This window comes from Chlorobaculum tepidum TLS (genome assembly GCF_000006985.1).
In the GTDB taxonomy this organism is placed as follows: domain Bacteria; phylum Bacteroidota; class Chlorobiia; order Chlorobiales; family Chlorobiaceae; genus Chlorobaculum; species Chlorobaculum tepidum.
Window position 1 is genome coordinate 1,060,582 of the sequence record NC_002932.3, and the last position, 23,142, is coordinate 1,083,723.

Sequence of the window (23,142 nt, forward strand, 5' to 3'; positions counted from 1 at the left end):
GTTCTCCCTTGTTGAGCTTACCAGTAAAAATTCAGGTTGGCGTCGATATTCAACCCGAAAACCGGATCGTACGCGCTTTCCGACGTCTGCACCCAGACACCATGAACCTCTTCGATCAAGCCGTTCTCGATCAGTTTTTTCAAATCCGGATCATAGACATTCACCGAATAGCGCTGAAGTTGCCGCATCAGTTTTCGATTTGGGCCGCCAAAACGCAGTTGATCGATCAAGGCGTCGATGTTTGCTTTTCCGTTGCGATATCTGACGATGATGCCGTGTTGCAGCGTATCATCGATGAGTTTGAATTTTCTGGCTGCGGTGCGGAACTGGATTTGGAAATATCTGGCCGCGTCGTTGCTCGCCAGCAAATCCATGATTCCCTTCGTGTCGAAGCCATTCAGGCCGCTGAAGTAGTGCATGAAATAACGGCGGAACGCTTCCGGCATGAGCGAGGCGGCAAGTTCAGGAACCGTGCGGAACAGCTCCTGGGCGGCCTGTTCGGCTTTGCGCAAGCGGCCCGATGGCGAGGGATTCGGCGGGTTGAACACCACAACATCGCCATGCTCAAGCTTGCCCTCACGATTGCACCGGCCCGCCGCCTGTGCGATGCTGTCAAGCCCGCTGAACGAACGATAGACCGTTGGAAAATCAATGTCAACGCCAGCTTCGAGCAACTGGGTGCTCACCACCCGAACCGGCTCGCCCGCAACGAGCTTCGATTTCAACTCGGCAATGACGGTACTGCGATGCTCCGGGCACATCAGCGCGGAAAGATGAACCGTGCCGTCCGGCATCAAGTCATGGAGCTCGCGGCAATCCTTGCGGGTGTTGACGATGCACAACACCTGCTCGGGCTCACAAAGCCGCCTGGCGATCTCAGCCCATTCGTGCCGTTGATCAGCCTGGCCAAGCATCCGCACGCGGACGCGCTGAAAGATGCCGAACAGCTTTTCCGGATCGGCCATCAACTCGCGCACACGGCCGTCGTCAAACCCTTTAAGAATATCTTTGCCGGTTCCGACCTTGCCGCTCAAAACCGGCTGGGTGGCCGTGCAGAGCACGACCGACGTTCTGAAATGCGCACTCAGCATTTTAATGACCGAGACTATCGGTTGCAGAAAATCGGTCGGCAGCATCTGCGCCTCGTCGAGCACAACAACCGAATTGACGATATTGTGCAACTTGCGGCAGGCCGAGCTTCGGGCCGCGAAGAGCGACTCGAAAAACTGCACGTTGGTGGTCACGATAATCGGTGCATCCCAGTTTTCAGTCGCCAGCCGGGATGCCGGAGTTTCTCTCGATGGATCGAGGTTGCTGTGGTGCTCCAACACTGCGTCATCTCCGAACACTTCGCGATAGACCGCCGCCGTCTGCTCGATGATGCTGGTGTAGGGAATCACCACGATGATCCGCTTTTTATCGTGCTTCAGAGCGTGTTCGAGCGCGAAGGCCATCGAGGCAAGCGTTTTGCCGCCGCCGGTGGGCACGGTCAGCGAAAACAGTCCCGGCTCCAGCGACACGCCTTTTTGGCGGCACTCGCGGAGAATCTCTTTTCGCGCCCGGTTGACCGGCGTATCCGAAGCACCGCTCTCTTTGAGCGACATGTGCTGGTCAAAACGCTCTTTCAGCATTGCCAGATCAACGCCGTTCGGACGAAGTTCAGATGTCTCTGGATTCATGAAGCGCTCTGTATCAAGAAAGTCCGCATCAACGAGGCAGGAGTACAGCATCCGGATCCAGAGGTGCACCAGCTCCGCGCCGCCATTCTGGGTTTGGCATGGCAACGACGATGGTAAAGGCGTATCCAGAATGTTTTCGGGAGGATTACCTTTCAAGGCATGTTGCAGATGTTCGGAATTACTCAAACGCTCGGATAGCGGATCGCCTTTGGTTCCGGCGTCTTTGTCCCAATCCGGCAAGCCGGTATGGTGCCCGGCGATCAGGTAGCCAAGAATTCGTCCGATATCTTTGCTTTTGTTGCTGGCCAGTATTGCCCCGGCTGCGGAGTGGTCAATCTTGCCCATCGCTCTTTTCCAGATAATCGCCGTTGCTCTTGCGCAGATACTTCTGCCAGCGCGGATTGAATTTGCCGAGATCGTGCAGCATACCGGCAGCCATCGCCCAGTCAGCATTGCCAAACTCGCTGGCAAAATTAGCGGCTTGATGAGCAACTCCGGAAAGATGCTCGATCAATTTGTGTTCAATCCACTGACCCGATTCATCCTGCCGGAGGTGGGCCGCCGGATTTTTTTCGTCACTCATGCTCTTCCGATTTGAATTGATATTTCTGAGCACCACACAACCCGTGTCTGCACCAACGAGCTGGATATTTGAAATTGAGAAGCTGATGATTGAAAAGGGGAAAGAGTCTTCTTGCTGACACGGTTCTCTTTCCGGCCGAATAAGGAACCGCCCAAGAATTTTTAGAACTGCGACTCATGAGGGAAATGCTGGTAGCTAAACGAGGGGTTAGGTGAACGTTGACAAGCGTCATGCCACGAACATCAGCATTTTGTCATAATACCGAATGGTTACGCCATTTACAAGCAACAAGAAACAGTATGCAACAGGCGTCTGGTTGAAAAAGCAGGCAATTGAAATCGCAAGGAAAATTCAGGCTGGGGAATGTTCTCGGGACGGATTTCGTTAAGTGTGTTAATATTTCTCAACTATCCTTGAAAAAAGGCTCTTTTCAGCCTCATCGTGAAAGTGGCTGCGAGGGTTGGTAACGGTTTGTCAACGAGTTATGAGGAGTTTCGTTATATTAATTGACAAGCTGTTCATTTGTATGACCTTACTGTCAGTTGGAGCCGCCGGATCGTCGGCGATGATCGCGCCGGACGAAAGAGCGCAAGAGTCCGGAATCTTTATCGTCTTTACCTACTTGTGGCTTCCTGCCGGACGAGATTCCGAATAAAGCATGAATATTTTTTCTCCAGTATTGAATACCTATGACTGTCAATAAAGAGCCTGTTGCCGCGCGGGCAGTTCCTGCCGTCAAGCGCGAGATACCTTATAACTACACTTCAGCAAGCGACCGCCAGGCGATTTCGTTCATCCTTGGCGAAGAGGTTGTCCGGCAGATCGAGGAGCTGCGCGATCTCCGGGTGACCGGACGTTCGGCTCGCCTGCTGATGCAGCTTTTCGGCGATATTCTTATTCATGGCCGCAACCCCTATCTGCTTCAGGAGCTGATCGGTTCGGAGCACCGGCGCAACAGGATTTTCGAGCACGCCCGGAAGGATATTGAGACCATCCAGTCGTCGGCCAACGGTGAGCCGCGAGTGCTGGCGATTGTCGAGACCCTTCGCGCGAAGCTGGAGAAGTTCCGTGCGGAGATCGAGCGGCTGCCGGAGTTCCGGCGCAAGCTCAAAAAGGAGCTCGCGCCCATCGTCGGGGCCAAGAACGTCCTGTACGACCCCTTTTCGATTGTCGCCCACGCAACCGACGCCACCGACTGGCGCTTGTACCTTCCTGTAGCCGTGGTGACGCCGGACGACGAGGCGCAGGTGGCGCCACTGATTGCGGCGATCGCGAAGCTCGGGCTGCGCGTCATTCCGCGCGGCGCGGGCACCGGCCTCACCGGCGGCGCGGTGCCGCTGCGCTCGGACTGCGTCATAATCAACACCGAGAAGCTGAACCATGTGCGCGGCATCACCGAACGAACCTTCCACTTGAAAGATAGCCACACGGTGACCGGCAGCGTTATCGAGGTCGAGGCGGGTGTCATCACCGAAACAGCCATGCACTACGCCGACGAGCACGGGCTGGTGTTCGCCACCGACCCGACCAGCGAATGGGCCTGCACCATCGGCGGCAACATCGCCGAGAACGCGGGCGGCAAAATGGCCGTGCGCTGGGGCACCTGCATCGACAATCTGCTCGAATGGAAGATCGCCATGCCGGGCGGCAAGCTCTGGACGGTGCGACGCACCGACCATCAGCTTCGCAAGATTCTGCCCGAGGACACCGTGACCTACGAGGTGCTGGACCAGCATGGCGCTCCCTTGAAGCGCATCATCCTGCGCGGCACGGAAATCCGCAAGCAGGGCCTATGGAAGGACATCACCAACAAGGCGCTCGGCGGTGTACCGGGATTGCAGAAGGAGGGCACCGACGGCGTCATCACCTCGGCAGTCTTTGTGCTCTATCCGAAGTATGAAGAAAAACGCACGCTCTGCCTGGAGTTCTTCGGCCCTGACATGGACGAGGCAAGCCGCGTAATCGTCGAGCTGTCGAAGGCGTTTCCATACCAGAATGTCGAGCACGAAACGCTGCTCGCGCTAGAGCACTTCGACGACGAGTACATCCGCGCCATCGACTACAAGGTGAAGGCCTCCCGCCCGCAGACGCCCAAAGCGGTACTGCTGATCGACATCGCCGGGCATACGGAAGCCGAGGTCGAAGCGGGTGTGGAACGCGTTCGAGCCCTGCTCGAAAAGCATCCGAACACGCTGATGTTCGTGGCACGAGACCAGGCCGAGAGCATTCTCTTCTGGCAGGATCGCAAGAAGCTCGGCGCGATTGCCCGGCGCACCAACGCCTTCAAGCTGAACGAGGATATCGTCATTCCCATCGACCAGCTCGCGGTGTTCGCCCGTTTCATTGACGATATGAACGTCGAGGAGGAGCGCTATTCGCAATTGCAGTATGTTGAACGGATTGACGCGATGCTGCGCGAAAGCAGCAATCCGGAGAGCCTCACGCCATTCGAGGCGAAGATTCCGGCGGGACTCGGCCTGTGCGATCTGATTCGCAATCGCCTCGAAGCCGCCGATCCCCTGCTGTTGCGCTCGCTGACGCTTTTGCAGGAGTTCCGCACCGAGCTGAACCAGCTCTTCCGCGGCTATCCGAAAACGCTCGACGCCATCGAAGCGGATTTCAAGTATGTGCGCGACCGGCGCATCGTGCTGGCCACCCACATGCACGCCGGCGACGGCAACGTGCACGTGAACGTGCCGGTGCTCTCGAACGACCGCCCGATGCTCGAGCGCGCGGATCACGTCATCGACAAGGTAATGGAAAAGGTGATTTCGCTTGGCGGCGTCGTTTCCGGCGAACACGGCATCGGCGTCACAAAGCTGAAGTACATGGACAAAGCACGCATCGACGAGCTGACCGCCTATCGCCGCGAGGTCGATCCGGACGGCATCATGAACCCCGGCAAGCTGGAGGATTACGAGGCGCTGAACCACATCTTCACCCCGTCGTTCAACCTGCTGGAGCTGGAAGCGCACATCCTCAAGCGCGGCAAGCTCGAAGCGCTCTCGAAGAAGGTGGACTACTGCATTCGCTGCGGCAAGTGCAAGCCGGACTGCTGCGTCTATTACCCGGCGCGCGGCATGTTCTACCATCCGCGCAACAAGAACCTCGCCATCGGCTCGCTCATCGAGGCGCTGCTCTACGACGCCCAGCGTGAACGCTCGACCGATTTCAAGCTGTTGCAGTGGCTGGAGGAGGTCTCGGATCACTGCACCATCTGCCACAAGTGCCTGAAACCCTGCCCGGTGGACATCGATTCGGGCGAGGTGTCGATTCTCGAACGGGAGATTCTCTCTGCGCGCGGCTTCAAGAATTCACCCCCCATCACCAAGATGACGCTGAACTACCTGGCCAACCGCTCGCCGTTCTACAACAAGATGTTCCGCAACGCGGTGCTGAGGTTTGGCGGCGCCGCCCAGCGGGCTGGCACGAAAATAACCGCCCCGTTGCAGGCGTCCAGGGATGCGCAGAGCGTCATCCCGCCGCTGCGGCTGTTGCGCTCGTCCGTGCCGCCGGTGCCCGAAAAAACACTGCGCGACGTGCTGCCGCCCTGCGACAGCGACCAGGTGCTCGTTTTTGAACCGACCAGCAAAGAGGCGACCTCGACGGTCTTCTACTTCCCCGGCTGCGGCTCGGAGCGGCTGCACTCGACCATCTCGATGGCCGCGATCCACATTCTGCTCGAAACCGGCACGCGCGTGGTGCTGCCGCCACCCTTCCTCTGCTGCGGTTTCCCGCTGAACGTCAACGCCAAAGAGGAGGCGTACACCTCGATCGTGCTGCGCAACACAGTGATGTTCAGCCAGATTCGCGAGATGTTCTCCTATCTGGATTTCGACGCCTGTGTGATCTCCTGCGGCACCTGCATGGAGGGACTTGAAGTCATGGATGCCCCAAAGCTCTTCGGCAACCGGATCGTCGATGTGTCACGGTATGCTTACGAAAAAGGAATGCGGGTAGACGGCGGTTCGACACAGAGCCTCTACCACGCCCCCTGCCACGACTCGCTGAAAGGCAAGGCCTGCGACCTGTTGCGCGATGTCGGCGGATTCGGCAAGGTGACCAATGTACCGCACTGCTGCTCGGAAGCGGGCACGCTGGCGCTCTCACGCCCAGACATCACCGATTCGATGCTGCATCGCAAACGCGAAGCGCTCAAGGAATCGATGCACGGCGAAGCGACCGCAACGATACTGACCAACTGCCCATCGTGCGTGCAGGGCCTCGGGCGCAACCGCGACATGGGCATCGAGCCCAAGCACATCGCCGTGGCGCTTGCTGAAAAACACTCCGGCCCCGACTGGATGGAGCGCTTCCTCGTCCAGGCAGCAAAGGCCCAAGCGGTGATGTTCTAAATGAACAATGTCGAATGATGAATTGAAAGGGCGGGCACTCAAGCCCGCCCTTTCTGCTTCCGGCATCACGGGAAGCCCGTTTCTGTCACGGTACGACGCATTCAAACATCACCAATTTTCTACAAAAATGAAGAACAAGCAAGATACCACTGAGTTTCAATCAGACGATTATGACCAACGCCAAGTAAAAAAAAGTTAACAGAATCTCTTCCTGTGGTGGATTGAACTCTCTATTGTTACTGGAATCATAAGCGCCCCTGGAAAGAAAAATTTGTTACATATTTGTAGCTATCGTCATCCTTCTTCTACATCGAGTGTCCCGAATCTTTTTCCCTGAAAATTTTCCGAATCCATCCAACATCAAGTAAAGCATTCTATTTTAATAAAATAGATAGCAAAGAGCACAACTACACAAGGAGTGTTACATAAAAATCAAAATCATTGGCACACTTATTGAGTATCTTTTTATAAAGATTATCACAAAACGAAAAACCTACGACCATGTACAGAATCACCAATGAATCGAAATACATCGCCGTCACCTTTACCGGCTCGGTCAGTTTTTCGGAACTTCTCGACGCCTTCCTTCGCATCACTGCCCTTCCGGGTTTCGGCGACAAGAGCCGTATCTGGATTTTCAAGGGAGACGACGAAACCAGCCTGTCACTGGCAACCATCTCTTCGGTCATGCCAATCGTCCAGAAGCTGAACCTGAAGAACAGAAAAAACAAGGTTGCCATCGTCTTGCAGAACGGACTCCAAAACGCCGTCACAGGCCTGTTCCATAGCGGCGGCAGCCAGAAGGGAGCTCCCCGCGTTGATCTGTTCGAAGATGTCGATAGCGCCGTGCAGTGGATTGCGGCGTAAGGAGGATTTTGAATTTCAAGGGCGAATCCGGGTTTCCGCCCTTCACTCTTTCCGCTTCGACCGATAAGTTCTACAAGACCTATCCCCAGGGTTTCCCTTCGCTGTCAAAAAAGCGCTCCTTGCGATAACCAAACGCCGACGCCGCCAGCTTTGCAAACATGAAAAGCACCGGCTGGTAGCGCAACGTGCTGCCTCGTCCGGTGATGGCCCTGATTGCTGGCACCAGCGTTGCCGCAACGGTTTCCGAAGTTTCGGCCATCGCGTTGAAAAAGCGCTTCTGAGCAGGCGTAGCGTCGCGGAGCAACAGATCGGTCAGCACCAGTCCGGGACTCAGCTCGTGAATACCGACTGAACGGATACCTGCGGCTTCGAGCTCCTGGCGAAGCAGTTTGCTCATGATCGCCACCGCCCGTTTGGATGCCCGATGCGGCACGGAGGTAGGCGATGAACGGAGGCCCGCCGATGAAAATCCCATGTTGAACAGATGATAAAGCGGCTCGTCAGCACTCGCTGGCTGGCGAAGCATAACGCGCAGCGCTTCAGCGCAAAGCATCATGCTACCGGAAAGATTGGTGCGGCAGGTCTCGTCGATGTCGGAGAGATCAAGTTCCCAGAGCGGTCGGCGCTTCCGCCCCGCCGTACCTGCATTGTTGATCCAACGGTCGATGATTCCGAGTTTTGCGGCAGCAAAAGCAGCAAAGTCTGCGGCCTGAGCGGGAAGCGATACATCGCAGACCATACCATAAACATTACGGTCCGGGACATCACTGCCAAGCATCTGCAAGGCCGATTTCAGATTTGATTCGCGGCGGGAGCAGATCACGACGCGATCACCAGCCCGCAAAAACTCCCGCGCCATTGCCAGCCCGAGCCCGGCACTCCCGCCAGTAATAACCACGCCCAGAGATTTCCGCATGCTTTTCAATAGACAATCATGCTGTTCACAAGAGATTTTTTAACAATTTAAGCATTCAATCGCTCATTCAGCGAATACCGGGCGATGAAGACTGAAGCGAGAATCCTGAAAGAGTGTCTGGCCGCAGCAGCGCCAAATTGTTTACATTCTATCCTGCCCCCTGTGGTCAGAGACGACCAAACCAGAAGCATGAACAAGCCTATGGAATCCTATTACCATCAGTTTCTCGAGGAATTCCGGCTACCGTTGACCAATCCGGTGCTGGTCTTTTCGCTCGTGCTGTTCATTATCCTGCTCGCCCCGATTGTTTCCAAAAGATTCAACATTCCCGGCACGGTCGGCCTGATTCTCTCTGGCGTGCTTATCGGGCCGCACAGCCTGAATCTTCTTGAAAAAAGCTCGGCAGTCGAGCTTTTCTCGACCATTGGCCTGCTCTACATTCTCTTAATCGCCGGTCTCGAACTCGATGTCAACGATTTCAGGAAAAACCGGTACAAAAGCGCCCTGTTCGGACTGCTGACCTTCAGCATTCCCATCGTCCTCGGCTATCCGGTCTGCCGCTACCTGCTGAACTATCCAATGAGCACCAGTCTTCTGACGGCCAGCATGTTCGCGACGCACACATTGGTAGCCTACCCTGTTGTGAGCCGGATGGGAATCTCGAAAAACCGGACGGTTGCCATCACGGTAGCAGGAACGATCCTGAGCGATACTGCTGTGCTGATCCTCCTGGCGGTCATTATAGGCTATAGCCGGGGCGACATCAATCATGAGTTCTGGCTGCACCTCGTCATCGCGCTCACACTCTTTTCGGCGATCGTGTTCATCGTACTGCCCGCCATCGCCCGCTGGTTTTTCACCAAGCTCGAAAACGAAAAACACGCCCACTACATCTTTGTTCTGGCGGCGCTTTTCTTTTCAGCTTTCCTCGCAAAAGCTGCAGGACTGGAACCAATTGTGGGAGCTTTTGCGGCTGGCCTCGCGCTCAACCCTCTCATTCCAGGCTCTTCAGCCCTGATGAACCGCATCGAGTTCATCGGAAACTCGCTCTTCATACCATTCTTCCTCATAAGCGTGGGAATGCTGGTGGACCTGAGGATCATCCTGAGCAGCCCGATAGCCCTGATCATCGCCGCCCTTTTGACCTTCGTGGCACTAGCAGGAAAATGGCTCGCGGCGCTCTCTACCCAGAAAATTTTCGGCTATTCCGCCGCTCACCGGCGGCTTATCTTCGGCCTGAGCAGCTCCCGCGCCGCCGCAACCATCGCCATCGCACTGGTTGGCTACCGTGCACGCATCCTCGACCTTAACATCCTCAACGCCATCATTATCCTCATTCTCGTCACCTGCATCGTCAGTTCGCTGGTTACGGAAAAGGCAGCCAAGGAGATCGTGCTTGAAGAGAACGACGCCGCACCTGAAAAAGAGCACGCACAGGGTGACGCCGACGAGCAGATCCTGTTACCGATCGCAGAAAACAAGCCCTCCGAACGGGTGCTGGAGCTGGCCGTAATGATCAGGGAAAAGCGCTCCCTCAATCCGCTGACCATCCTGACCGTCGTGCCCAATGATCATGAAGCTGAACTGAACGTGAAAAAAGCCAAAAAAGAGCTGGCGCCAACAGTCGATTTTGCGGCCTCGTTCGACACCAGCCTCAACATCGTTGCAACTATCGACTACAATATCTGCAGCGGTATCAGCAGAGCAGTCAAGGAATCCCAGTCAAACCTGATTATCTTCGACTGGCCAAGTCGCCAGGGCTTCCTCGGCCGGATGATCAACGACGCCACTGAGAGCATCGTGGAGTGTACCTGCAAAACCACCATGATCTGTCATCTCACACGCCCCCTGGCCATACATCGGCGAATCGTGGTTATCTGCCCGCCTTTCGCCGAAAAAGAGAAAGGATTCGGGCAATGGCTGCGCAAAATGAGTCGCCTGTCACAGGAATTAACCATTCCACTGCTTTTCCATTGCGACAGGAAAAGCCGGCTGGCCATCATCGAAACATTGAAAACCAGCCATTCAACCTCTCCTGTTCTGTACGAAGTGTTCAAAAACTTCCGTGAATGGGAGGATATCGCCAGTCGAAAACTTCACTTCAGGGAAGACGACATTGTCACGTTTGTCTGCGCCCGCAGGGAGTCCATCTCTTACAAACCCTTTTTCGATCTCGTGCCTGAACAACTTGAAAAGCATGTGAAAGACATCAGCAAAATCATGATCTATCCGGAACAGTTCGATTCCGCCATCATCGAAGAGGAGTATGCCGACGTGGTCGCCCCGAAATCCTTCCCGTTCGGAGCATCGACCATCCGAAAAATAAGAGAAGAAATATCCGGGTTCATGAAAAAGAATCAGTTACAAATCAGAAAAAAAGCTCGGGGAAAAACGGCAGCAACACCAAAAAGATTTGGATTTTCCCGAAAAGAACCATAAACTGCAAAGTTTTAAAAAACAAAGCGTTACGTTAACACCGTCAAATACCGCTTAACGCGGCGATCCACAGTGCCTATGCGAAAAGAGCAGCAATCCCGTCCAGACCTTCGGGTTCTGAAAAGTCTCATGGTTTGCGCCACCATTGCGGCCTCTTTGATTCTCCACTCCCCCTCGCTCATGGCTGCCGAAGAGGCAACCGGAGCAACCAGCACCGCGCCGTCAGCCTGTAGTATCAATCCATCAGAAAAACTCAAGAATCTTTTCACCGAAGTCAAGCAGTACCTTGGCATCCGTTACCGTTTCGGCGGAGACACGCCGTCAGGTTTCGATTGTTCGGGCTTTGTCAGGTTCATGTTCAATAAAGAATTCAACGTCAATCTGCCTCGCTCGTCACGTGAAATGGCAACGATAGGCACAAGAATAGATCGCAACGAACTCCGGCCCGGCGACCTCGTATTTTTCAAGAACGCAGAAGACCGCATCAACCACGTAGGCATTTTCGTCGGTAACGACACCTTCGTTCACTCCTCCCTCTCAAAAGGCATCACCCGCGACACCCTTAACGAAAGCTACTACAGCAAACGCTTCGCCACCGGTGTCCGCATTCTTGACATTCAGGGCAATCGTATTCCTGACGACTTCAACAACCTGTTCGACGAATCAAACAACGGCAACTCCCCCTCCTGATTTCCATCCGCAAAGCACTCCCCAGTCAGGCAAAACGCCTAAGCTGAACGTTTCAGCTCTTGCACAGAGACGTTATGGTTGAACTTGACGCATACGGCATCTGTCAACCTGAGGCGCTTCATTCTACTGAATTACGTATATTCTCTCCAAACAGTACAGACCGGTGTTGAACCAGCGGAAATGTCGAATGATTCCAGGCAAAAGAAAATGACTCCCCACTCATTGTAACAACCTGGCACTGTTAAGGCCTCAAGTTTATTCTCTGATAATCGATAACGGCATGAACCCCGAATTCCGCCAGCCTGTGCCATGAAAATATTTCTGAAAATCTCTCTGCTTTTCTTTCTGATTTCCAGCGCGCTGTGCGCCTCGCTGTATCTTGGCCTCGGGTTTCTCGTGTCGATGCACTCAACAAAGCCTGAAAAGGCTGACATAATCGTGATTCTTGGGGGCGACGACGGACTGCGGGTCAGCAAAGGAGGCGATCTTTACAAGGCAGGCTATGCAAAACATGTTCTGCTGACCGGCATTGACAGCCGCTATTACCGCCCGAATCATCCCAACTGGCGTGAACGCAAGCTCATGGCACGTGGCGTACCGAGAAAACACATCATCGTCGATACCTGGTCGGAAACAAGCTGGGAGGAGGCTGAAAACACCTCTGATCTGATGGATAAAAACGGGTGGAAAAGTGCGCTCGTGGTCAGCGATCCACCGCATATGCTTCGCCTCAACAAAACATGGAAAAAGGCGTTTGCAGGCACAAACAAGCGTTTCAGACTGGTAGCCACTGAACCCTCGTGGTGGAATCCTCTCCTCTGGTGGCGCAACCCCATCAGTTATCGCTTCGTCATAAACGAGCTCAAAAAGAACATCTATTATCTGGTGACCTATTACTGAGACCATTACCGGGCTCACCTGGGGCCGCTGACACCGGGTCCTTCGATAGCGCTCCGGCCTCCGGTGAGCGGCGTGACTTTGATGTGCGTGGCGATGCGATCCCGCAGGGCGGGCACGTGCGAAATGATGCCGATCAGCTTGCCAGACTGCTGGAGAGTGCCGAGCGTTTTCAGGGCTGTTTCGAGCGCCTCCTCGTCGAGCGTGCCGAACCCTTCATCGAGAAAGAGCGAATCGACGCTGACGTTCCGGCTCGACATCTGCGACAGGCCAAGCGCGAGCGCGAGGCTGACGATGAAACTCTCGCCACCGGAGAGATTGCGCGTGGAGCGCACCTCGCCCGCCTGCCACTGGTCGATCACGCTGAGTTCGAGCGCACCCGACAGGTCGTGCAAGAGCACGTAGCGATCGGTCATGCGCATGAGCTGCTTGTTGGCGTGAGCGATCATGATCTCAAACGTGATGCCCTGCGCGAAGTTGCGGAACTTTTTGCCATCCGCCGACCCGATGAGGCTGTGCAACATTTCCCAGCGACGGCACTCCGCTTTCTGCGCTTCGACCGCCGCCATTTTCGAGCGATGCTCGTCCGCTGCCTGCCGGTGCGCTTCGAGCCGGCTCGCGATAGCCCCGACGCGGCCTTGCACGTCGCGAAGCTGCGCCTGAAGCTCGCCAATCCGCACCGCAAGCTCGTCAGCGGATAAGGTCGTAAGGCGGCGTTCAAGTTCGTCGCGCAGCCGCGCCTCGCGGTCGGAGCGCTTGAGGTCGAGGTCGCGCTTGCGATGCTCCAGCGAGGTCGCGGCGCTTTCGAGCCGCTCCCGCTCGGCCTCCGGCAGACAAGCGGCGACAAACGCCGCCTCGTCGGCAAATCCCTTTCCAGCAAGCGCTGCACCGAACTCCGCCTCGCGCCGTTCGACCTCCTCGCGCTCCTCTTCGACGGCGCGGCGCAATTCGGCTATCGAGGTGTCGAGCACGGCGAGCGCCTGCCGCGCGGCGTTGAACCTTTCCGACGAAGCGGCAAGCCGGTCACGCGCCGCCTGCACCAGGCTTTCGAGCCGCTCCTCTTCAGCATCGGGCAACTTCTCGCCGAACAATTCACGCCGCTCTTTTTTGCTGGTCTCGACACCGGCGAATGCCGCTTCGACCTCCTCGCGCCGCATGGCGAGATCGGCGTCGAGCGCCGCAATCTGCTCGGCGACATTGCGCAGCGACACCTCGCCAATCCGCAAGGATTCTTCGAGACTCCGGCCCCGCTCCTCCTCGCGCCGCCATGCATCGCGCCGCGCCTCCAGCTCCGCGACGAGCGACTCGGCAATTTCGTCGCCAACCGCAACACCGTACGGTTCGACGAGGCGTCGCAAGAGTTGCCGCCGCTCGGCGAGTTCACATTGCGCCGCTTCTCGCTCGCGTTCGAGACGGTCGAGGTCGAAGCGGTTCACGCGCTGCTGATCGACGGCCTGTTCGAGACGCCGCTTGTCGCTTCGCGCAGCTTCGTTGAGCTGCTGCAACCGGGCCTCATCGTCGCGAATCCGCTGTTCGAGCACGTCGAGCTGCTCGATGCGTCCGGCAAGCTCCTCAACCTTGCGCTTGTTCTCCGCGAGATTTTCGAGCACGACCGGCTCCGCTTCCTTCGCCGGGGCTTCTACACCCGCCTTTTCGAGCAGCGCGAGGCACTGCCGCCCGGAGGTTTCGCGCATGGCGGCGAGGTCGTCGCGCCACTGCCGCATCTGTTCGATCTCCGTCCGGCGCTCGGCGACGCTGATCTCCAGCTCCCGAACCGAGCGCGAATACTCCTGCACGGCTCGCTTCGCCACGTCGAGCGCCGCTTCGTCGCTCTCCGGCAGCACCTGTTCTTCAACATAGGGATGGTGCTCCGAGCCGCACAAGGGGCAGGGCTGACCGGCGACGAGGCGGCGACGCTCCTCTTCGAGGCTGCGCACCCGGTCGGCCATCCGAGCGAGATTCTCCTGCGCCGCCGCCTCGCGTTCAGCATGAGCCAGCAGTTCACGCGCGTGTTCGAGCTTTCGGGTGGCGTCAGCCTCCTCGCTTTCAAGCGTCTCAATATTCGCACCGAGTTCAGTGATTTTCGGCAGCAGCTCCTTGCCGGACTTGTAGAGCGCCACAATCTCCTCAAGCAGGTGGCGGCGGTCGCGCAGAAGGTCGAGCTCAACGCGAAGCGCTTTCAGGGTCGAGCCATCGAGCCGCGCGGTGAACGACGCTTTGCGCTCGTCGAGCGCCTTGCGGGCCTCGTCGAATGCGGCTTGCGACGCTTTCGACTCCAGCTCTATTTTCGCGATCTCGTCCCGCAACTGACCGATGGCTTGCTGAACGGATGCGATGCCGGACGCAACGGCCCGCTCCCGCTCCGCTGCCGGGTGCAGCTCGTCGAAGGCGTGCCGGATGCCCGACAATGCACCGACAAGCGAGGCATCCGCGTGGTGCTCCGTCTGCCAGGCGCGAAGCTTTTGCAACCCGTTCCGCGCCGACTCAACGCTTGCCGAAGCCGCCGCACGTTCGGCGTCGAGCCGCCCGCGACGCTCTTCGAGCGCCTCCAGCTCCCGTTTCCGCCGCTCGGCCTCCTGCCGCTTGCCCTCGATCACGGCGTCGAGCTGACGTACTTGCGCGATGAGCGGCCTGGCTGAGGTGACGCTCTCCTGCGCCGAAGCGAGCGCTTTTTCGGTGGCTTCGTGCTGCGCTTCCGCCTCCAGCCATCTTTGCTCCATCTTCGGTCGCCCCGCCTCTTTCGCGGCAAGTTCCTCGCTGTCGCGCCGCAACTGCGCCCGTTTCAGCTTGAGAACGGCGTACTGCGGTTCGACGGCGGCGGCGCTGCGGGCGAGCCTGAGCCGCTCCTCGTCCGTACGGAACGCCTCGCGCTCGGCGTCGAGCGCCGCCGCTTCACTGCCGATTGCCGCGAGCGCCGCTTCAAGACGCGCAATCTCCTGCAACCAGCGCTGAGCCGCCGATTCGGTTTCTACCCCGGCGTTCAGCTCGCGCTCTTTTTCGATGCACTCCGCACGCTCGGTTTCGAGCGCTCGGCGCTCCTCGTCGCCGAGCAGCCGGATGCCCTCGCATTCGAGCTGGAGCCGTTCGAGCCGCGCCAGCTCGTCGCGCCGCCGCTCGTGCACCTTCATCGAAATCACCGAGTAAATCTTTGTGCCCGTGATCTGTTCAAGCACCGGCGCGCGCTGGTCAGCATCAGCTTGCAGGAACGCCGTGAACGCGCCCTGCGCGAGCAGCATCGAACGGGTGAAGCGATCGAAGTCCATGCCGGTTCGCGCCTCGACCTCCTGCAACGTCTCCTGCAATTTTGTCTGGATGAGCGCGCCAGTCACGGCGTCCGAGATTTCGTGCTTCTGGGACTGCAACTCGCCGCCGCGTTTGTGGCGGGAGCGATGCTGGCTCCAGTGGCAGCGGTACGCGCCGGAGGCGGTCGCGAAGGTCACTTCGGCGAAGCAGTCGCCCGAGTGGCGCGCCATGATTTCGTTGCTGCTTTTGGTGATCCGCCCCAGGCGCGGCGTCTGGCCATAGAGCCCGAGGCAGATGGCGTCGAGAATGGTGCTCTTGCCCGAACCGGTCGGGCCGGTGATGGCGAAGAGGCCGTCCGAAAGATATTCGGGCCGGGTGAAATCGATCTCCCACTCCCCTTGCAACGAATTCAGATTGGCGAAACGAAGCTTCTGGATAATCACGATTTCCCCTCCTTTTCGGCCATCACGTCCTCCTCGCGGATTGAGCGCAGCACTTCGCGGTAGCTCTCGACGAGCGCGGGACGGAGCGATTCGTCGGTGCCGTACGCTTCGAGGCAGCGGTTGAAGACCGCTTCGGGATCGAGCTGCTGGAGCGTCTCGTTCGCTGCGGAGTGTCGCAGCGCCTGCTGGAGCGGGCGGTTGTTGCGGATGCGCCGGATTTCGAGCAGCGATCCCGCGACCGCCTGTTCCATCGCCTCCTGCACGGTTGCGGGCGCTTCGTCTCCGCGATAGTCGATCTCCAGCCAGGCGTTGCTGCCCGCCGACCGCAACGCAGCGATGGCGGCGCTCAGTTCGTCGAGGCTCCCGGCGAGTCGTTCGAGCGGCTGGAAACAGGGAACTTCGATCTCCGTGACGGTTGGCTCGCGCCCTTCGAAATCAACCTGAAGCACCAGCTTTTGCTGCTTCGCCTCGCCAAATCCCATCGGAATCGGCGAGCCGCAGTAGCGCATATGTTCCGTTTTATCGACCCGTTGCGGCACGTGCATGTGGCCGAGGGCGACGTAGTCGAAAACAGGCGGAAAGGCGGTCGAGCAGACAATCGAGAGCGCTCCGGCGTAAATTTCACGCACGCCATCCTCCTCAACCGTGACACACCCCGCCGTAAAGAGGTGCCCCATCGCGATGACCGGAATATCCGCACCGAGACTCCGACGGCGTTCAGCGGCGATCCGCGCCACCTCGGCGTAGTGCAGCGACACGCCGTCGGAGAGCTTGCGGATTTTGTCCTCCAGACTCTCCCCCGGCTCGACCGTGCGAATGTCGCGATCCCGCAAGAACGGCACCGCGCACACAATCGCCTCGGGACTTCCCTGCCGATCGCGGAGCAGCCGCACCTCGTCCGCCGGATCACCGGTCGTCGCGCCGAGCACATGCACGTCGAAGGCGCGAAGCAGCTCCTTCGGCGCGTCGAGAAAGGTGGGCGAATCGTGGTTGCCGCTCGTGATGACCACGTGGCGGCATGGCGATCCGGGCGTGAGAGCGATGCGGTTCAGGAATTGATAGTAGAGTTTCTGCGTGGCGTTGCCGGGCGTGGTGGTGTCGAAAATATCGCCCGCCACGACGAGCAGCTCGATGCCGCGCGACTCGACGGTTCCGGCCAGCCAGTCGAGAAACGCCTCGAACTCATGCAAGCGGCTCCGCCCGAACAGCGACCGCCCGAGATGCCAGTCGGATGTATGAAGAATGCGTAGGGGCAAGAGATAATGGAAAAATTGATAATGGATAATGCACAATGTAGGCAGCGACGCCGGGAGCGCCAAGCGGCGATAAAACAAAAACTGGTGTCTTTATGACAAATCTTGCAATCAGGTAAATACTTTTCTTTGTAAAGTTCTTTATAACACCCACACCAAAAGAGTTCGCGTCCGGCAATGTTCGTCCACGCTGTCCATGCCAGCCAGCCACAAACAGGCGCCAGGCATGCTCCTACGACTCTTCGTCCTCTTGCTGCGTGGTTATTTCCGGCGGCAGCTTTTTAGACACCTTCGCGCCGAGTTTGCGAATCTCTTCGGCGCGTCCGGCAAGGTTGCCGCGGCCTTCGGTGAGGCGTTTCATGGCGAGCTCGAAGGTGTCGGATACTCCAGCGAGCTTTTTGCGGGCTTCGATCATCGCTTCGGCAACAAGCACCACCTGGTCGTAGATGCGGCCCGCTTTGTCGGCGATCAGTTCGGCGTTGCGATTTTCGTTTTCGCGCCGCCAGATTTGCGCGATCAGGCGGAGGGTAATCATGAGCGTCGCCGGGCCGGTGACAACGACGTTCTTTCCGGCGAGCTCGTAAAAGAGCGACGGATCGGCCTGCATCGCCGCCTGGTAGGCCGGCTCGAGCGGGATGCACATGATGACGAAGTCGAGCGTGCGGTTGCCTCGGAGCGCCGCGTAGTCCTTGCGTTCCAGCTCGGCCACGTGCCGCCGCACCGACTGCACGTGCTCGCGCAACGCCTCGCTGCGGCGCGCCTCGTGCTCCTCGTTACACCAGCGCTCGTAGGCGGTCAGCGACACCTTCGCATCAACGATCACCGCCTTCTCGCCCGGCAGATGCACCATGAAGTCGGGGCGAACGAGCCGCCCGTCGTCGGTGCGGTCGCTCTCCTGCACGGTGTATTCGCGCCCTTTGACGAGACCCGACGCCTCGAAGAGCCGCTCGATAATCAACTCGCCCCAGTCCCCCTGCTTCTTGCTCTCGCCCTTGATAGCCCGCGCAAGGTTGTTAGCCTCGTCGCTCACCTGATGGTTCAGCTCCTGAAGCTGCCGCACCTGTTCAAGCAGCCGCGCCGACAACTCCGTATCGCTGCGATGCACCTCATCGATGCGCTGCCGGAACGAGTCGAGCTGCAAGCGGAACGGCTCCAGAAGCCCGTCGAGCCGCTGCCGGTGCTGCTCCGAAAGCGCCGCCCCCCGCTCCTCCACGATCCGGTTCGCCAGATTCTCAAGCGTCGCCTCCAACCGCGCTTCATCGGAGCGCCGAGCCTCCAGCGAAGCCGCTGCCCGTTCCCGCTCATGCTCTACCTCCACCTGCAACCGGGCATTCTCGACCGAAAGCGCGTTCGACTCCCGCTGACTGCGCAGAAGCAGGAAGCCGAGTACGGCGACAAGAATGATAAGCAGGAGGATGACGAGGGTTGAGATCATAAAAAAACAGGGTTGAAATTTGCATTGAGATACTTCTCTGACGCGGCAAAAAACCTCCACAACAACATAGAACAATGCCTCAAGCACATCGCCGAATCATCATCTTTAGGGACAATCCAGACTATGGCACACGATAAATCTCCGGCGGATGGTGCTGAACCGTGCGGGCGTATCTCACCGCAGGTTTACCGAAAAGCATAGCATAGCCGAACGCATGATCGTCGGGAATGCCGAGGCGCTGGCGCATTTCAGGTAGCATCTCTTCGATCGCCCAGGTCGCGATACCGTTCCAGAGCGTACCGATGCCGCAAGCCTGCGCGTACAATTCGAAAGTTGTCAGTGCGATCACGCAATCCTGCCTCGGTGTGGAGAGGCTTTTCGGGGCCGTGGCGATTAGCAGATGGGGCGCGTCCCGGAAAACAAGATCGATCTTGTGCTTCTGCCATACCTTTACGAAGCGGGCGTAGTACGCCTTCGATTCCGGCAGGGCCTCCTCTTCGAGCAACCGCACGAGCCTCTCCATCACCTCGTCACGGAAATGGGCTGTCTTCTCGCGGTCATCGAGCACGGTGAAGCGTACCTTTCTCGCGTTAACGCCGGTCGGCGCGCAGGATGCGACCGTAATCAGCTTGTCGATCAACTCCGGCGAAAGATTCTCCGGACAGTAGCGCCGCACCGAGCGACGACCGGCGATCAGAGTTTCGAGCTGGTCTGTTTCGGGAAGATTCCCCTTCAGCGGTGTACTTCCGTCCGGACTGAACCCGAGGATGGAAATGGCCGCCTCCGGACAGACAGCCAGGCAGTGCTCACAGCGCAAACAGGAAAACTCCTTGCCCGGCGCGATGGAGGGATATTCGCCCGTTGCCATCACGATAATCCGGGATGGGCAGTCCGCCACACATTGCCCGCACCGTGTACAACGCGCGCTGTCAACGTTAAAATCGATCATAACGTTCGTCGTTCAGTGTTTTTACAAATGACACTATTGTTTAATGATACGGGCTTCAGACTTGTAATGCCAGCCTCGCGATTCAAAGAGGCTAAAAAACATGAGCTGTTTTGGGAAAACGATTTTTTTCTTACCTTTAGCTTCGCTTTGGTGAAGTGGCCGAGTGGCTAGGCAGAGGTCTGCAAAACCTCGTACAGCGGTTCGAATCCGCTCTTCACCTCCAATAGAAAAGCCTGCTTTGACGCAGGCTTTTTTCGTTTACAGAACTTCCCTCTTTTACCCGATCTTCTCGGCACCGGAAATAATGGCGGCAACGAGTTTGTCGATGGTGGCGTCGTCCATCAGCACGGGGATATTCAGGCAGATGCTGCTCTGGAGAAGCTGGCCGGTTTTCGGCCACAACTCTTCAAGGTTGGCATCGCGGTACCGGTCGTAGGCCTTCAGGAGATGACCCCAGACAGCAGCGTAGTGCCAGTCGATCGCTTCGGGCAAAATCTTGGTGCCGAAACCGTGCTCCATCAGGTGCGCCTCGAACTCCAACGCAGCCTTGGGATCGCGAACCTTGAAGATCAGCGTATCGCCCTGCGCTCCAGCTTCGTCGGTGAAGGGGCGCATCGTGAGGTTGCTGAGGTGGCTGATGCGATCTTTAATCTTGTACTTGTTCTCCCGCGCTTTGGAGAGGATGTAGTCGATTTTGGCGAGCTGGGCGACGCCGATGGCGGCAGTCACTTCGCTGAGTCGGTAGTTCAGACCCTTGGCGCGGCGCGGATCCTTGCCGCGCAGCAGGCCAGGCAGGTGCATGTGGCCGTGGTCGGAAAATTCGGCCACGCGGTCGTAGATATCCTTGTCGTCGGTGATGACCATGCCGCCCTCACCGACGTGCAGCGTTTTGCCCGCATCGAAGGAGAAGGAGCCAACCTTGCCGATGGTGCCGAGCTTGCGGCCTTTGTAGGTCGCGCCGAGCGACTGGGCGGCGTCTTCAATGAGCGTCACGCCGCGGCGCTCGCAGATTTCGGCGATTTCGTCCATTTTCGGTGCGGCCCACATCGGAATCGCCACGACGGCCTTGGTCTTCGGCGTGATCGCCTTTTCGACCTCCGCCGGATCAAGGTGGTAGGTCTCGTCGATCTCCACCGGCACCGGCACCGCGCCAAGCGCGGCGGCGGCTTCGACCGGAGCGATGAAGGTCCATGCGGTGGTGATCACCTCGTCGCCCGGGCCGACGCCCGCAGCCGCCAGCGCGCAGTGAATCGCCGCCGTGCCCGACGAAACGGCGTGAGCGTACTTCACGCCCATATATGCGGCGAACTTCTCCTCGAACTCTCTCGCCTTGTAGTTACCCGGCGCATACCGGTACAGCGTGGTTTTCTCCCCGCTGAATAACTCCTGTATCTGGGCCAGTTCCTCTTTCCCAATCAGCTCGGCTCCTGCCATAGTGTTTGATTTTTTTTAATTATTGTTTGTGTCCACGTTATTCATTACGTCAACTTCACCACTTTCTTTCAAGTCAGCGCGTCGATTACCACCCGGGCCGACTCTTCGTTAAACTCCACAGGGTTGCCACCGAACGATCCCGAAAGCGCCTGCGAGGCTTTGCTGGCCAGCTCGGCGACGTTGCCTTTGCCGTAGCCGTAGGGTACGAGGTTCGGAATGGCGAGCTGGCAGTAGAGCGCGTCCATCTGTTCGAGCAGTTCCAGCGCGGACTCCCTTGCCGATGCGCCCTCTTTTCGGGCTGGATTGAGCAGCGCGTATTTGTCATATCCCTTGTTGACGTTGTAACGCATCACCTCCTTGAGGAAGATCGCACCCGCAAGGCCGTGCGGCACCTGGTGCTTCACGCCGACGTAGTAGGCGAAACCGTTGGTCGGGCCGTCCCCGGAGTTCATGAGCGCCGTGACGCCGCAAATGCTGCCAAGAGCGAGGTCGAGACGTGATTCGGCGCGGTCGAGCTGTCCCTGCTGCAATGCGTAGAAGGTGCGCTGGAAACCTTCGATCGAAAAGATGCGGCTCAGCGCGGTGTGCTTGACCGAACCAAAGCTGTCCACGCAGTGCACGAGGCTGTCCATCGCCGAGGCGATGACGCTCTCCATCGGAGCGCTCATCGAGAGTTTCGGATCGATGACCGAGCGTTTCGGGAAGTTCTTGCGGCTGTTGATACCGAGCTTGCGTCCTTCATCCTCGTCGATGAAGACCGCGTTATAGCTCACCTCAGCACCGCTGCCAAGCAGTGAAGGCACGGTCACGAGCGGCACTGGGTCGCTCACATCCTTCGGGAAGCCCTTGAGCGAAAGCGCCGGAACGTTGTTGGTCAGGAGAAGCGCAACTCCCTTGCCGAGATCGATGGTGCTGCCGCCTCCGATAGCCACCAGACCATCGGGCAGTTCTCGGCGGAAAAACTCCGCGACATTTTCGAGATGCCGGTAGGTCGGCTCGCCCCTGAACTCGTTGCAATAGACGACCGCATTGGCGTAGCAGGCGTTGATGTTGCGCAGTACATCCTGGAAATAGAGGTTTTCTGAAAGGCTTGCATCGTAGATGATACCCGGTTTGGCGATGCCGAGCGACTGAAGATGCTCATGCACAGAGAGGGCCTCGTTGACCCCGATACACAGGTCGGTGGAAAGAAAAAAGTTCATATTGTCTTGATTTTGTTGGGTTTGTCGGATTTCAGGATCGGAGGAACGAACGATCGATGCCTTTCTGCTTCAGGTAAAATTCGACGAGATCGACCTCCTCAATGGTATCGATCTCCCAGGTCTGCCAGAACTCCATCAGATACACCGAAAGCTTCTGGCCAATACGATTACCGAACTCGCGCAGCACCGAGGGCGTAAAGAGGTAGATCGAGCCGTTTTCGATGAACTGCGACGGTCGATCCTGCCGCATTCCGCGATTCCGATAGTCGAAGTTCACACTATTCCAGTCGCCTCCGCGCTGTTCCCATATGGTCAGGTCGTCGGCCCGCGTCACCGAAATGAGCGAATCGGCCCCTTCGAGCCGAAACAGTTCGATGGCGCGATCGATGTCCCCCGGCTTGCGTAAGGGCGAGGTTGCTTGCAGGAACACGACCGTCTCCGGCTCCGCGCCGTACCGCTCGGCAATCACTTCGAGCGCGTGCAAGAGCGCCGACTCCGAGGTCGCCTTGTCGCCGCTGATGCGCTCCGGGCGATCGATCACCTCCGCACCGAACTGCCGTGCCACCTGAGCGATGGCCGCGTCGTCAGTAGTCACGAAAACCTGATCGACGTGTTCGGCATCCAAAGCCTGCAAGACGCTCCATGCCAGCAGCGGAAGACCAGCTATGGGGTGGATATTCTTGTTTTTCAGGCCCTTCGAGCCGCCGCGCGCCGGAATGATGGCTGCCGTCCGCATTCAGTGATTTCCGTACGTTTCTTG

General features: G+C 57.9%; 16 protein-coding genes and 1 tRNA gene. 7 read left to right on the forward strand and 10 right to left on the reverse strand.

The window, feature by feature from the left end; genetic code table 11:
* Positions 1 to 17 precede the first annotated feature (17 nt).
* Positions 18 to 2,024, reverse strand: a complete 2,007-nt coding sequence (gene cas3, locus AYT24_RS05140) for a CRISPR-associated helicase Cas3' (RefSeq protein WP_010932807.1) — start codon at positions 2,022 to 2,024, stop codon at positions 18 to 20.
* Positions 2,011 to 2,262 carry a CRISPR-associated endonuclease Cas3'' gene (locus tag AYT24_RS05145; protein WP_164926987.1) on the reverse strand — a complete coding sequence of 84 codons (252 nt, stop codon included), beginning with the start codon at positions 2,260 to 2,262 and terminating at the stop codon, positions 2,011 to 2,013. The genes cas3 and AYT24_RS05145 overlap by 14 nt, the downstream gene beginning before the upstream one ends.
* Positions 2,263 to 2,788: 526 nt before the next feature.
* On the opposite strand from AYT24_RS05145, the gene AYT24_RS10620 reads away from it, so the two are divergent.
* The 3 genes from AYT24_RS10620 to AYT24_RS05155 all read left to right on the forward strand — a co-directional run bounded on the left by AYT24_RS10620 (position 2,789) and on the right by AYT24_RS05155 (position 7,484).
* On the forward strand, positions 2,789 to 2,917 hold the full coding sequence (locus tag AYT24_RS10620; RefSeq protein WP_264357663.1) for a hypothetical protein: 129 nt from the start codon (positions 2,789 to 2,791) through the stop codon (positions 2,915 to 2,917).
* A 34-nt stretch (positions 2,918 to 2,951) separates the two neighbouring features.
* Complete coding sequence (locus AYT24_RS05150) at positions 2,952 to 6,617, forward strand: DUF3683 domain-containing protein (protein ID WP_164926988.1); 3,666 nt, start codon at positions 2,952 to 2,954, stop codon at positions 6,615 to 6,617.
* A gap of 501 nt (positions 6,618 to 7,118) precedes the next feature.
* Positions 7,119 to 7,484 carry a hypothetical protein gene (locus tag AYT24_RS05155; protein ID WP_164926989.1) on the forward strand — a complete coding sequence of 122 codons (366 nt, stop codon included), beginning with the start codon at positions 7,119 to 7,121 and terminating at the stop codon, positions 7,482 to 7,484.
* 79 nt (positions 7,485 to 7,563) lie between these two features.
* Here the strand turns inward: AYT24_RS05155 and AYT24_RS05160 are convergent, their stop codons facing one another.
* Positions 7,564 to 8,400 (reverse strand): SDR family oxidoreductase, encoded by an 837-nt coding sequence (locus tag AYT24_RS05160; RefSeq protein ID WP_010932815.1) that lies wholly within the window; start codon positions 8,398 to 8,400, stop codon positions 7,564 to 7,566.
* Between the two features lie 189 nt (positions 8,401 to 8,589).
* Here AYT24_RS05160 and AYT24_RS05165 point away from each other — a divergent pair, with 189 nt between their 5' ends.
* The 3 genes from AYT24_RS05165 (at position 8,590) to AYT24_RS05175 (ending at position 12,426) form a co-directional block, all read left to right on the forward strand.
* Positions 8,590 to 10,839 (forward strand): cation:proton antiporter, encoded by a 2,250-nt coding sequence (locus tag AYT24_RS05165; protein ID WP_164926991.1) that lies wholly within the window; start codon positions 8,590 to 8,592, stop codon positions 10,837 to 10,839.
* A gap of 75 nt (positions 10,840 to 10,914) precedes the next feature.
* The gene (locus AYT24_RS05170) at positions 10,915 to 11,526 is read left to right on the forward strand and encodes a C40 family peptidase (protein ID WP_164926992.1); all 612 of its coding nucleotides are present in this window, start codon (positions 10,915 to 10,917) and stop codon (positions 11,524 to 11,526) included.
* Between the two features lie 309 nt (positions 11,527 to 11,835).
* Positions 11,836 to 12,426: a YdcF family protein gene (locus AYT24_RS05175; protein WP_010932818.1), complete on the forward strand. Its 591-nt coding sequence runs from the start codon at positions 11,836 to 11,838 to the stop codon at positions 12,424 to 12,426.
* A gap of 14 nt (positions 12,427 to 12,440) precedes the next feature.
* Here AYT24_RS05175 and AYT24_RS05180 read toward each other — a convergent pair whose 3' ends face one another.
* From AYT24_RS05180 to AYT24_RS05195, 4 genes are all read right to left on the reverse strand, one after another.
* On the reverse strand, positions 12,441 to 16,109 hold the full coding sequence (locus tag AYT24_RS05180) for an AAA family ATPase (protein ID WP_010932819.1): 3,669 nt from the start codon (positions 16,107 to 16,109) through the stop codon (positions 12,441 to 12,443).
* On the reverse strand, positions 16,106 to 17,365 hold the full coding sequence (locus AYT24_RS05185) for an exonuclease SbcCD subunit D C-terminal domain-containing protein (protein ID WP_010932820.1): 1,260 nt from the start codon (positions 17,363 to 17,365) through the stop codon (positions 16,106 to 16,108). The genes AYT24_RS05180 and AYT24_RS05185 overlap by 4 nt, the downstream gene beginning before the upstream one ends.
* A 229-nt stretch (positions 17,366 to 17,594) precedes the next feature.
* Positions 17,595 to 18,797, reverse strand: a complete 1,203-nt coding sequence (locus AYT24_RS05190; protein WP_164926993.1) for a DNA recombination protein RmuC — start codon at positions 18,795 to 18,797, stop codon at positions 17,595 to 17,597.
* Between the two features lie 121 nt (positions 18,798 to 18,918).
* Positions 18,919 to 19,746 (reverse strand): nitroreductase family protein, encoded by an 828-nt coding sequence (locus AYT24_RS05195; RefSeq protein ID WP_010932822.1) that lies wholly within the window; start codon positions 19,744 to 19,746, stop codon positions 18,919 to 18,921.
* A 149-nt stretch (positions 19,747 to 19,895) separates the two neighbouring features.
* Here AYT24_RS05195 and AYT24_RS05200 point away from each other — a divergent pair.
* Positions 19,896 to 19,969, forward strand: a tRNA-Cys gene (locus AYT24_RS05200).
* 53 nt (positions 19,970 to 20,022) lie between these two features.
* Here the strand turns inward: AYT24_RS05200 and AYT24_RS05205 are convergent.
* The 3 genes from AYT24_RS05205 to AYT24_RS05215 form a co-directional block, all read right to left on the reverse strand.
* Positions 20,023 to 21,180: a DegT/DnrJ/EryC1/StrS family aminotransferase gene (locus AYT24_RS05205; RefSeq protein ID WP_010932823.1), complete on the reverse strand. Its 1,158-nt coding sequence runs from the start codon at positions 21,178 to 21,180 to the stop codon at positions 20,023 to 20,025.
* 68 nt (positions 21,181 to 21,248) lie between these two features.
* Positions 21,249 to 22,382 (reverse strand): iron-containing alcohol dehydrogenase, encoded by a 1,134-nt coding sequence (locus tag AYT24_RS05210; RefSeq protein WP_010932824.1) that lies wholly within the window; start codon positions 22,380 to 22,382, stop codon positions 21,249 to 21,251.
* Between the two features lie 31 nt (positions 22,383 to 22,413).
* Positions 22,414 to 23,118 (reverse strand): cytidylyltransferase domain-containing protein, encoded by a 705-nt coding sequence (locus tag AYT24_RS05215; RefSeq protein ID WP_010932825.1) that lies wholly within the window; start codon positions 23,116 to 23,118, stop codon positions 22,414 to 22,416.
* Positions 23,119 to 23,142 lie beyond the last annotated feature (24 nt).